The 12,414-nt window shown below is 28.0% G+C and carries 9 protein-coding genes; 2 read left to right on the forward strand and 7 right to left on the reverse strand.

The genetic code is table 11. The features are described 5' to 3' along the window. Nucleotides 1-5 precede the first annotated feature (5 nt). The 6 genes from LRR82_RS05585 to LRR82_RS05610 form a co-directional block, all read right to left on the reverse strand. Nucleotides 6-1,163: a glycosyltransferase family 4 protein gene (locus tag LRR82_RS05585; RefSeq protein ID WP_249030544.1), complete on the reverse strand. Its 1,158-nt coding sequence runs from the start codon at nt 1,161-1,163 to the stop codon at nt 6-8. A gap of 4 nt (nt 1,164-1,167) precedes the next feature. Next, entirely contained in the window at nt 1,168-2,310 is a 1,143-nt protein-coding gene (locus LRR82_RS05590; RefSeq protein WP_249030545.1) for a glycosyltransferase family 4 protein, read from the reverse strand. A 12-nt stretch (nt 2,311-2,322) separates the two neighbouring features. Next, entirely contained in the window at nt 2,323-3,228 is a 906-nt protein-coding gene (locus LRR82_RS05595) for a glycosyltransferase family 2 protein (RefSeq protein WP_249030546.1), read from the reverse strand. After that, nucleotides 3,228-3,791: an acyltransferase gene (locus tag LRR82_RS05600; RefSeq protein WP_249030547.1), complete on the reverse strand. Its 564-nt coding sequence runs from the start codon at nt 3,789-3,791 to the stop codon at nt 3,228-3,230. Before LRR82_RS05600 ends, LRR82_RS05595 begins: the two co-directional genes overlap by 1 nt. A gap of 9 nt (nt 3,792-3,800) precedes the next feature. Then, nucleotides 3,801-5,057, reverse strand: a complete 1,257-nt coding sequence (locus LRR82_RS05605) for a glycosyltransferase family 4 protein (protein ID WP_249030548.1) — start codon at nt 5,055-5,057, stop codon at nt 3,801-3,803. Between the two features lie 1,001 nt (nt 5,058-6,058). Then, on the reverse strand, nt 6,059-7,087 hold the full coding sequence (locus LRR82_RS05610; RefSeq protein ID WP_249030549.1) for a glycosyltransferase family 2 protein: 1,029 nt from the start codon (nt 7,085-7,087) through the stop codon (nt 6,059-6,061). Nucleotides 7,088-8,437: 1,350 nt separating this feature from the next. Between LRR82_RS05610 and LRR82_RS05615 the strand changes: the two genes are divergently transcribed. After that, nucleotides 8,438-10,099 (forward strand): Na/Pi cotransporter family protein, encoded by a 1,662-nt coding sequence (locus LRR82_RS05615; protein ID WP_249030550.1) that lies wholly within the window; start codon nt 8,438-8,440, stop codon nt 10,097-10,099. A gap of 101 nt (nt 10,100-10,200) precedes the next feature. Continuing rightward, the gene (locus LRR82_RS05620; protein WP_249030551.1) at nt 10,201-11,280 is read left to right on the forward strand and encodes a hypothetical protein; all 1,080 of its coding nucleotides are present in this window, start codon (nt 10,201-10,203) and stop codon (nt 11,278-11,280) included. Nucleotides 11,281-11,333: 53 nt separating this feature from the next. On the opposite strand, the gene LRR82_RS05625 is transcribed toward LRR82_RS05620, so the two are convergent. After that, nucleotides 11,334-12,410, reverse strand: coding sequence for a Gfo/Idh/MocA family oxidoreductase (locus tag LRR82_RS05625; RefSeq protein ID WP_249030552.1), 1,077 nt, complete (start codon nt 12,408-12,410; stop codon nt 11,334-11,336). Nucleotides 12,411-12,414: the final 4 nt, after the last annotated feature.

Genomic DNA, 12,414 nt, shown 5'->3' on the forward strand with positions numbered 1-12,414 from the left:
TTAATTTACACCTTTATAGCATTTTCAGCAATGACACTATATAGAAAAGATTTCTTTTCATCATTATTAGCTGAATTCTTCATTTTTTCATAAACTCTAGGATTTTCAATAAGTTCTTCTATTGCATTTTGTACTTCACCCATGCTGTCTTCCATTAAAAATTTTACATTTCCTCCAATATCAATATGTGTGGTTCCGTCCCAATATTTACAAAGCATAGGTACTCCTTGAGCAACTACCTGTTCCCAAAAAACAGAATGTCTCCCAGGAAACACTACCAAATTTGCACTAGCAAAAAAATTATAAGAATCACTTGATTCTACCCACCCAATATACTGGACAATTACTTCATCACAAAGTTTAGAAACGGAAGCCTTCAATTCTTCAGAGACAGATCCAAATACTATCAATTTAACATTAGGATTTTTTATGTTTTTGACAGCTTCCATTAAATATAAAGTTTGCATTTTCCACTGATCTATTTTTCCACCCGTAACAATTAAAAAATCATCATCCCTTATACCGTATTTAGATCTTATTTTTCTATTAATCTCTGGATTTGATGAAGATTCAATCAAATCATCATCCCCACCCATCACTAATAACTCACACTTATTTTTAGGTAATCCATATACATTAACCAAAAAATCAACTCTTGCCGGCAATACCCCAAAAAATTTAATTGCATATGGATTGATCATTTTCGCTGTTGTTCTCCAAATTATTTTGTGGAGAATATTTTTAGATAAGAAATTAGTTGCACTGTTTGAAAAATCAGAATGATTATCTACGAATACTTTAACCTTTGGATTTAGTTTTAGATATTTGACAATTACATTCATATCACCAATGCTACATCCATGAATAAATAAAATATTAGCATTCTCATTAATAAGAGTAGTATAAAGATTTTTGTATCGTTTTATTTTTTTATTAAAATCATCTCTACCAAACAATTGAATTCTTATCATTTTTACGCCATCTTTATTAAAGTAAGTTGTATCATTATTTTTTGTGAGTTTTCCGTTTGAACCCCAGACCCACTGGGATGTTATTATTGTCACTTCATGACCTGATTTTCTGTGATATTTAGTTAGTAAGTTATCCTGATAATTCCACCCATCTGTTACTGGTCCACAAAGCATTACATGTACTATTTTCATTTTATTATTCTCCTATCGAAAAAATCACTCTATATCCTGTGTTTATTACTTTTTCATTACTATTTGCAATGGCGTATTCAACAACCTTATTAGCTACTCTATTATATTCTTCTTGCTTCATATCCGCATAATAGTCTACAGACTTTGCAAAATTTATTATATCCTCTACCGGATATACGAACCCCACTTGATGTGCTTCTAGGTTTTGCCAAGGTGTTTGATCACTTAAAATACAGGCGCATCCAGCAGAAAATGCTTCTTGAATAACATGTCCATAATTTTCTCCTAATGTAGGAAATAAAAATATATGAAAATTCGATAATGTTTTAACTACTTCTTCAGAATTAACGTTACCTTTATACTCATACGAAATATTAACAGGCAACTTATCAAGTTCTTTCAAACATTTATCCCAATATTCTGGAGTATGAATCGGTCCATAAATAGTAAAATGCACCTCGCTCTTAACATATTTTAATACTTCTATTGCTTGTAATAAGTTTTTTTTTGCTGTAATTCTTGAAATCCAAACAATATCAATAACACCTTTGACCTTGTTTTTTTGAACAATCACTTTATCAACAACCCTTGGTAAATCTTCTGCTATATAAAAGTTACTATTTATTACACTTATTTGTTTTTTTACTTCATCCATTTCAATCTCTGATGTAACAGACCAGTAAATGTTTTTAAACATACCCATTAAATTAAATAATGTTGTAAACAATTTCTTTTTCTTGTATTTCAATCTAAATTCCATAGGTGAGAAAAGTCCCATGCTTGCAACAACTACAGGTTTCTTTATGATATTAAATCTCTTAAGAATTAAAGTATTGATAGCATAATCGTTAAAACATCCACATACATACACCATATCCGCTTTGTTAGACAATTTTCTTATGACAGAAAATGTAAAACATTTAGGTGAAACATAGTAAACACTAGCATTTCCTACCTGATTAAAATCATTTACTTTAATATTTTGATAAGAATGATCATCTCCATGATCTCTATCACATGTTAGTATTTGGAAATCATACTCATCTCCAAGATAGTCAACAAGATTTTTAATAGATCGAACAGGTCCACCGTCTTTATATCCAGGTAGATATCTTCCCATAATAATTAATATCTTTCTTTTTTTCATAAGATTATTCCTCTATGCTTTCAAATCACTTTGATTTTCCATCTTAATTCCTTTAACTTCGCATTCATACATCTTAGCGTCTACTAAAAAACGATACCAATACGCCTGTAAGAAATGAAATATCCTACCCTCAGGTCCATCTAAGAAACCAAGTCTAATATAATATCTATAAATAAAATAGAAGTGAGCTCTATAAAATTTAGGTAATCCATAATATCCACCATTTTTTACAATGCGTTTTATTTTAGCTTGTAATGATGACTTTGCACCTTCTTCTAGAGATTTATCCATTTTTGATTCCAAAGTTAATTGATGATCAAGTACTTCTCTATTACTATACCAATTATGTTTGTTCGTCCACCATTCAAGATTCTTTTGATTATTATCAATTAAATCTTTATCAAACTCCATAATATTTCCATGATGTAAAATCATGTGTTCATCCATTACTTTCAATTCACATGTAGCTTGTCCTGTCTTAAATATTCTAAGTAATTTTTCAGGATATCTTCCACCATGTTTAATCCATTTACCCATGAAGTAGACTCTTCTTCTTAGGATTACACCACTAATACTTTCATCTAGAGTAGATATTTTTTTTTGTATTTCATCAGCTAATTCTGCCATGATTTCTTCATCAGCATCCATACGCATAGACCATTTCGTAGTGATGTTTGTATTTTCTAATCCCCAATTAAACTGATTAGCATGGTTTACAAACTTATTTTGATAGAAATCTAGGCAACTGCCTATTTCATGTAATTCATCATTTAATTCCTTACACAGTTTTTCAGTTCCATCATCACTGAAACTATCCACTATGACAAATCTTTTTACTGTACCTCTAAATGATTCAATACATTTCCTAAGATTCTTTTCTTCATTTTTTGTAAGAATAATAACCGTTAAATCAACCATTACATGCTTCCCTCCAAAATTTTAACTATTCTTCCTGGATTACCTGCTATTACACAGTTATCTCCATACCTTCCTGTTACTACAGATCCTGCCCCTACTACACAACCATCACCTAAGACAGTTCCTTTTAATATAATAGAGTTGCATCCTATAAAACAATTCTTTCCTATAACTACTTCTCTAGTACCTATTTTATCTTTATCATCATTATTACGTGCTTCTACTTCAATAGGATGAAAATCATTATCTAAGATTTTTACATTTCCACCGATAAGAGTATTATCACCTATTGTTATTGATTTTCTAGCATATATAGTAGCGCCAGATATCCCTACATTATTTCCTATAAGTATTTTTGATTCAGGAGTTCTTGTAACAATGATTGTTCTAGAATATAAACCTATTAGATTAGATAAGAAACTACTTTTAATAGTTACATTATCTCCTATATTCAAAGAAGCTCCTTTTTTATTAAACATAACAGGGGTTCCTTTTAATAAAAGAGATTTTCCATATTTAATATTGTTTGATTTTAAAAACAACTTAAACCAATTACTATTCATAGCATTCTCCTAACAATCTAATATTTCATCTTTATATTTTTCAATAGAAATATCTTTAGTAAGATATTTTTCTAGATATGTTCTACCTCTCATACCCATAACTTTATTATCAATTTGTTTTATAAAGAAATTGATATTTTCTAATATAGCGTTATAATCACCTGGTTCACAACATATACCAGAATTAGTTTCCTCTATTAATAATCTACATTCAGATCCCTTTTCTAAAACACCTAAAATAGGTTTTCCAGCAGCCATTACTCCATAACACTTAGAAGGACACGATACTCCTTTTATCCCCTTTGCATTAACTACCCAATGTACATCAGCAGCATTTAGACTATATACTAAATCTTTTTTATCTTGATATGGAATAAACATTACGTTTGTAAGATTGTTTTCTTCTTTATAAGCAACTAGATTATCTAATATAGAACCTGCACCTACAAATACAAATACTACTTCTTTTCCATCTACTGATTTAGTATCTGGTTTTATTTCTTTTATTACTTTTATAATGTTCTCTAAATCATAATAAAGCCCTATATTGCCTGAATACATAATGATGAATTTATCTAACAAATCATATTTCTCTTTAAACTCAATTATTTTTTTATGATTTTCATCTACAGGATAGACTTGTGTTTCATCAGTCCAATTGTTTATCATTGCACTTTTAGGAACTTGTTTCCCTATAAATCTTTTTTCAAGAGTTTGAATTAAATCTCTTCCAACTGTAATAACTAAATCACTATTTTGACAACTAAACTTATCTAAAAAAAGCATTAAGTTTAAAATAATCATATTCTTACTATAACCAACAGCCATCACTTGCTCTGGATTATAATCTTGAATGTTGTATATAAACTTTGCCTTCTTTACTAATTTTCCCCATATCCCTAATAAACCTCCTAAGATAGGTGGTTGAGAAATAGAAAATACATAATCCTGATTACCCACTTTAAAAGTAGCAATCATAGCACCTATAAAATAAGATAAAATATTCTTTATTCTGCTTATTTTATTTGCTTTAGTAAATTCTGGAACACGTATACGTACAACATTAACACCATCCAATGATTCATAATAAAACTTTTTACTTTTATATTTATCTTCCACTGTTCCTAAATAACTAGGTACAACACAAATAATAGTTATATCAAAACTATCTAACATACCTTCAGCTAATTCACGTAAAATTTGTCCTGTTGATGCTGCGTCAGGGACATAGTAGTGTGCATATACCAACATTTTTTTCTTATCCACTTATTTTTCCTCTTTTCAATTTTCTATAAATTAAAAGTATTTTATAAGAATACCATTCTTAAAGAAGGACTTTTCTTTACCGTTTATCCCACTAGGATTAAATATAAATTCCTCTGGTATAACTAGAAGTGATTATACGTGTTTGCTTGTTTGCTTGTTTGAATGCAACGATTTTAACGTATCTAATCATATTTTCCTATATAATCAGTAGGATATTAAAACATTATAAAAAAATTGATGAATGCCCTAACATTAAACCTTTTTATTGGTGAATTAAAATATTTCAGTGCTAAATTAACCTTAAAACTGTTGCGTGTCTAAATAGTATAGGCTTTTAGCTTTTTTATATTTATACTATTCTTCATAAAATATTTTATTAAAAACTACATTTTTTTAGTATGTACTTTTTATTGATATGTTATTACTTTGTGGTTAATAACATATATACTGAAAAAAATCATCCAAAGAGTGTTTAATCTTAATGAATAAATATACTTATATTCTATCTGTTAATTCTAATACTTGTTTATTTGCTTGTTGTATTCTTTTTTAGACTATTGATTTCATCAAATTCAACAAAACATTTCTAATTATTTCCTTTTTCAAATTGTGTGACATATAAAACACTATTTTTCAAGGAAAAATTTAATATATAAATTCTTATCAATTGTAAATTGCTGTTCAGCAATATTTAAAAAAATTAACAATACATTACTTGAAATTGAAAACAAGTATTATATTTAATTTATCTTCTCGATAAATTTTCTGTTTTTCTCTAAACCATCCAGTACCTATAATCTCTATTGTTTAATATTGATGTAATGTGTAGCCATAAAATTCATATAGATTTGACATCAAATGTTTTAAAGGTATACATTTAATGAAGCATAGAGTATATACAGCAAATAATTAACAAATTTATATAGTGGAAATATACGCATTTTGTTTAAATGCGAAACAATAATTTTCCATTGCTAATTTTTAATATATTTTTACAATAGTTACTTATAACACAACGTTTTTATTTGCTTTGCTATAAAAAAAATAAAATCTAATAAGTATGGATTTTTCAATTTAAAACAAATCCTTCTAATGACTGTTTGCATACCTTTTCCATCTAATGAAATCATTTCTAATCGATCGATATCATTATCCATATATTTTTTAATCACACTTACTCTTTTTCTAAACGTTAGTTTACTTTGTTTTGCATATAGGTTTTGTATTACCATTGTTATAATCAATGTGTTTTTTGTACCTTTCAGGATATATTCAGGATATCTTTTTGATAATAGTTCGCTCTGTTTCCATATCCTACCGTAAACATACTCCAAATTATCATAATACTTATTCGATAATGATTGATTATTTTCTCGGACATAAAAGTAAAAACATTTTGAAGATGTTATTAACTCTTTATTTATATGACAAATATATTCTTTGACAAAAATAGAATCTTCCCCCATCGAAGCATTTTCATCAAACCTAATAGGAGATATATCTAATATTGATTTTCTATATACCTTAGCATACATATATGCCATGTTAATATTATTTAGAGTTTTTCCAATCTCTAAACCTGATGATTTTGTATCTGCATACCTCTCTTCAAAAAGCACTTTAGAATCCATGGTTACTACCCTTTTGCCATACACTACCATATCGACTTGATCAGTCATATTATTTACGATATCTTCTGCCATCAAAACAGATACATAGTCATCACTATCTACAAACGTTATCAACTCTCCATTTGCCAATGTAATACCCTCATTTCTTGCCTTTGAAACGCCTTGATTGACATTTTTATGAATTACTCTTACTCTTTTATCCTTTTCTGCATATTGATCACAAATAGCAGCACTCTTATCTGAAGAACAGTCATTAACCAGAATAATTTCAATTTCACGATAAGATTGATTAATTAAACTTTCAATACATCTTGATAAATATTTTTCGGCATTGTAAACAGGAACTATAAAGCTTACAACACCCTTTCCACAATATTTTCCTATCTTAATTTTATCCATCGTTTATTCTCCTTCTTTACTTTTATTTATGAAGTAATTTAGTTGTTTTTTGAAAATTGTTAGATAATCTGTAACTATATAATTAAAAAAAGTATCCCCTTATAAACTTACTCTGGCAATTAACAATTCTTTAAATCAGTTGATTTTATAATTATAATACCTATGGTAATACAGATAGTGTTAAAATCAGTAAAATTCATATAAACTCATCCGACTTGTTTATTTTACATGAACAGTGGAAAAGCCACTATCTATACCCTCACTTATTAATCATTTTATCTTTATAGTAAAATGACGAGAACGCTGAGTTATACTAAAATTGCACCAAAAGTAGAAACAAATCACTACGAGAGGTCCATCATGTTTTGACAAATACACATTTATCATCCGTGACAATAACTGTCCTGTCTTTTATTCATCAAAAAACCAAATGATAATTTTTAATAATGACTAAACCTTTTATTATGTAAAAATCTTATATATAAAATATATAAACTGATTTTTCCCTTTTTTAATAAATTCTAATTAGTCTTCCTATACCAAAAATATTAAACGCCTTCTAATCCATAGTGTGCATATACCAACATTTTTTTCTTATCCACTTATTTTCCCCTTTTCTAATAAATTCTAATTAGTCTTCCTATACCAAAAATGTTAATTGCTTTCTAATCCATACTATTCCTATATGAATTAAGTATTTTACAATTAGGGAGATTATAAAGCTTTATTAGTACTATTGCAATCTTTTTTACCCAATTAAATCAGTTTTCTATTAGAATTTGTTACAAACTTTCATTAGAATTATAAAAATATATAAAAAAACCATATATAATATGGAATTATTAGCATTTTAATTTTTCATGCATCAATAAAAAGAATTTATATAAACTTAAACAAACACATGTAGGCAATGCCTACAATAAGTAAGAGTAAAAAACAGTTATATATAAAATAAGTAGATATATTAGGGATGATTTAAGATTTATCAAATTAAGTCTTGTTATGAAGACTTCTTTGCAAGAAATATAGAATAGAATCTTTACATAAGGATAAAATACGAACTAGTAAAATACTATTTTGTTAAAAGTCTACTTTTTAATTCATTAGAGACATCACAGTTATATATCCTATAACAGGTGGGTATAATAAAGTGATAGAACTTGCTAATAAAGAATGATCTATCTTGACTAAACAGTTATAAATATGTTTGATACTACGAACAAAACTTTTTATATCTATCAACGCCCCTCTTTTTTATAGAATATAGCCCTAGAATTGTTAAGATACTGTTAACAATATTTACATTTTCTTAACATTAATTTAATATTGCACTTATAGGAAGGTGAATTTATGACATTAGCAGATATTGATTGGCCATTAATTTTGGCTGGGTTAGGATTGTTTTTATTTGGTATTGAGTATATGGGAGAAGGTTTAAAGAATTTCTCTGGAGATAAATTAAAAGATATTATTGATAAATATACTTCTAGTCCAATAAAAGGTATTTTAATTGGAGCATTAGTTACTTGTTTAATACAATCAAGTTCAGGTACTACTGCATTAACTATTGGATTAATTCGTTCAGGATTAATGACATTAACTCAAGGTGTTGGTATTATTATGGGGGCCAATATAGGTACTACTATTACTGCCTTTTTAATTGGGTTAGATATTGCAGAATATTCTGTATACTTTATTTCAGCAGGAGCTTGTTTATTATTATTCTTTAGTTCTAAGAAGATGAAATATTTAGGACAAATTCTATTTGGGTTTGGTTGTTTATTTTATGGTTTAGAATTAATGGGTGATAATCTAAAGATTATTTCTCAAGTAGAAGAATTTCAAGCAGCAACTGTATATTTAGCACAAAATCCTTTATTAGGATTAGTTGGCGGGATTGTTTTAACAATGATAATTCAATCATCAAGTGCTGTTATTGCTATTGTGCAACAAATGTATGGTGTTGGTGCTATTACATTAGGAATTGCATTACCATTTACATTTGGTAGTAATATTGGTACTACTATTACAGCTATATTAGCATCCTTTGGTGGATCAGTCCCTTCAAAAAGAGCTGCAGCTTTCCATACATTATTCAATGTTTTAGGAACTGTATTCTTTATGTTACTACTTATTCCATTCCAATCCATGATTGAATATATAAATGGTTTACTCAACCTGACCCCGGAAATGGAATTAGCGTTAGCTCATGGTATATTTAATGTATCTACTACTATCTTATTATTCCCATTTATTGGAAAAATGGTTACACTTGTAAAGAAAATTATTCCTAGCAATGCTCAAGAATATGAAATGGACTTAAGTGAATTAGATCCTCACGTTGTTCAAATATTCCCTAGCCATGCTTTAGAAATAGCGAAAACAAAAACAGTTGAAATGGGTAAAGTTACTAAAGATTGTGTACTAAGTACTAAAAAATACTTTGTAGCTAAATCAAATAATGATCGCTCTTATGCATTAGAAATGGAAAATGCGATTAACTTATTAGATGATCGTATTACTCATTACTTAGTATTAATTAGCTCTGAAACATTAAATGATTCTGATGCTTTAACTTATTTATCAAATATGAAAGCAATCAAAGATTTAGAACGTATTGGTGACTTAAGTATGAATATCTTAAAATATTTTGAAGCTGTATTTGATGAAAGAGATGATTTCTCACCAGAAGCAAGAGAAGATGTTATAAGAATGTTAGATATGGTTTTAGTAATGTTAGAAAAAACAATGATAGCATTTGAAAATAGTGATTCTAAGGTTCGTGATGAAGTCGATGAATTAGAAAATGAATTAGATTACTTAACAAAAAAAGCAAAACAAAGACATATTCAACGTGTTATTACTAAAGTTGAAAAATCACCTTTAGTAAACTCTACTTATGTTGATATTATCTCTAATTTAGAAAGAATGGGAGATCATTGTCAAAACATTGCTGAATATTATAGTTCAACTGATGAAATAGTTCATCATCCTGAAATTCAAGCACAATAAATAATAAATACCACATATTCTTCTTAAGAAGAATATGTGGTTTCTTTTTTTTAAAGGAACTTCTCTGTTATTTATGCTATAATACTAAAAAAGGAGATCCTATGAAATTAATATATACAAGTTATGATCAAAGTTTAAAAGAAGTATTACAAGAAAAAATAAATAAGTTAAATGAACAAGGATATGAATGTCATGCTTTTTATCCTATTAGTTTATTTAAGAAAAAAGAAAATCCTAAACATAGCCATATAGCTTTCTTTATCCCTCAAGAAAAAAGAAAAAGATTAAAACAAATTGAACGAGGAGAATGGATCAATAATTTACATGATCTAGGTTATCAGTATGTGGGACATACTGGAAATATGTTTGTTTTTAATAGTGATTCTAATAAAGCAATTATTCAAGATAATGATAGAATAGAAGATTATTTTAAAGTACAACGTATTTTTACTTTATCTATGAAATTAGTTTTAGGATTATTTCTTGGATATTATTTTATGAATACATTATTTGAATTTGATTCTTTATTAGATTATTCTAATAATGGAAGAATTCTTTCTACTGTTTTACCAAGTTTTGTTGCTATTATGTTTATCATTCATGTTTTTAGTTGTTTTAGTTCTACTGTTTGTTTTGTAAATAAAAAAACTTTAAAGCCAACTTTAGGAACTATTTATTTTATAAAAGGAGTCCTTACTATTAGTATAGTTGCTTGTTTAGCTTCTTTTGTATTAGATACGATTGAATATAACCTGCCCTATTCAAAAGAGTTACCAATCATCACTCTAGAGGATTTTGGATATACGACAGACATAGATAGTCAAACTTATCATCAAGCTAGTAGTTTGTTATTAAATGATAGTTATCAATCTTTACAAATGACTAGTGACTTTTCTTATGAAGATGAAGTGATGACAGGTGATTTGATTAGCGTGAATTATTATAAAGATTATAATGCTACTTTAGTTGAAGCTTATTTTACAAAAATACAGCTTGATCCAAGTACAAAAAATGTAACTGATATTGTATTAGATGATACTTATCCTATTTATTGTTGTTATAATAGTGAAGGTATTGTTGATTTAGTTATTGTTTATAGTGATAGTGTTTATATAGAAATTGCATCTTCTTTTGATTTAAGTAGTTATTTAGATATCATTGCTACTGTTTATTTACAATAGTTGAAGAGTAATTAAAAAAGAGATTGTTGCTTTTAAAAGCAACATCTCTTTTGTTATTTAGCCCAAGGCATGGTAGTTGATTGAACTACTGTGCCTTTTTCAATGCTTTCTTCCATTAAAAGCATTAAATAAGTATCTTGTAATGCTTCTTGTAATGAATAGAATTCTTTTCCTGTTTTCACATACTCTGCCATACCTACAAGCATTCCTGCCATTGCTATTTCATCATCTGATAAACGAGCCTTGTATTTTTCAAAAGGATTTTTATACACGTAGTTACCTTGGAAAGTAAAACCTATATGGAAGTATCCTTCTAGATTACCAAAAGTACCAGCATCTACTCTATTCATTTCTTGTGATATAGGTAAGTTATCCTCATTTAAATAATGGATAGTCGTATTAAAAACTTCTCCTCTAACCCCTCTTAGTGACATTTGTAAATCACGAATGCGATTAAAATATTTTTCAGATCCAAAATCAAAGAAACCTACTTTTCCATTCTCAAACTCAAATACAGCTTTTTTAGTACAATCTTGAACAATATCACCATCTTGACTAGCACCAGCTCTACCATGAGTATACGTGACAGGAAAATGAAATTCTTTCCCTGATACTTTGAAATTCTCATACCCTATCCCTAAAAGTTTACGCATCACAGAAGTCCCATGATAACCATGCATCGCTCCAATCGTACAATCAGTAATATCACCTAATAATCCACTATTAGCAACGCTAATAAGCGTACTGTGATAAGGTTGTAAGAAATATTGTTCTGCTACTTGAATTCTTGCATTATATTTTTCTTTTAGCTCCCACATAGCGTGAAGATCTTCCATTGTTTTTCCAGGTGATGTTTCTATTAATACGGGAATATTTCTTTCAAATATTTCCTGACACCATTCCACCATAATTCCTTTAGGAAGCAAACAAAAGATAAAATCAACATCTAATTGAAAGAATGCTTCTTTATTAGTAAATGTAGGAAATCTATTTGATAAATCTTTTGCTTTTTTGTCATTTCGAAGTAACATCCCTTTTATTTCAAAGACTTCATTTAAATGTTCTATAATTTGAACATAATTCATTGTCCGCCAGCCATTACCTATAATACCAATTTTAATTTTTTCCATTTTT

The sequence above is a fragment of the Tannockella kyphosi genome (genome assembly GCF_021054785.1).
GTDB classification, from domain to species: Bacteria; Bacillota_I; Bacilli_A; order Erysipelotrichales; family Coprobacillaceae; genus Tannockella; species Tannockella kyphosi.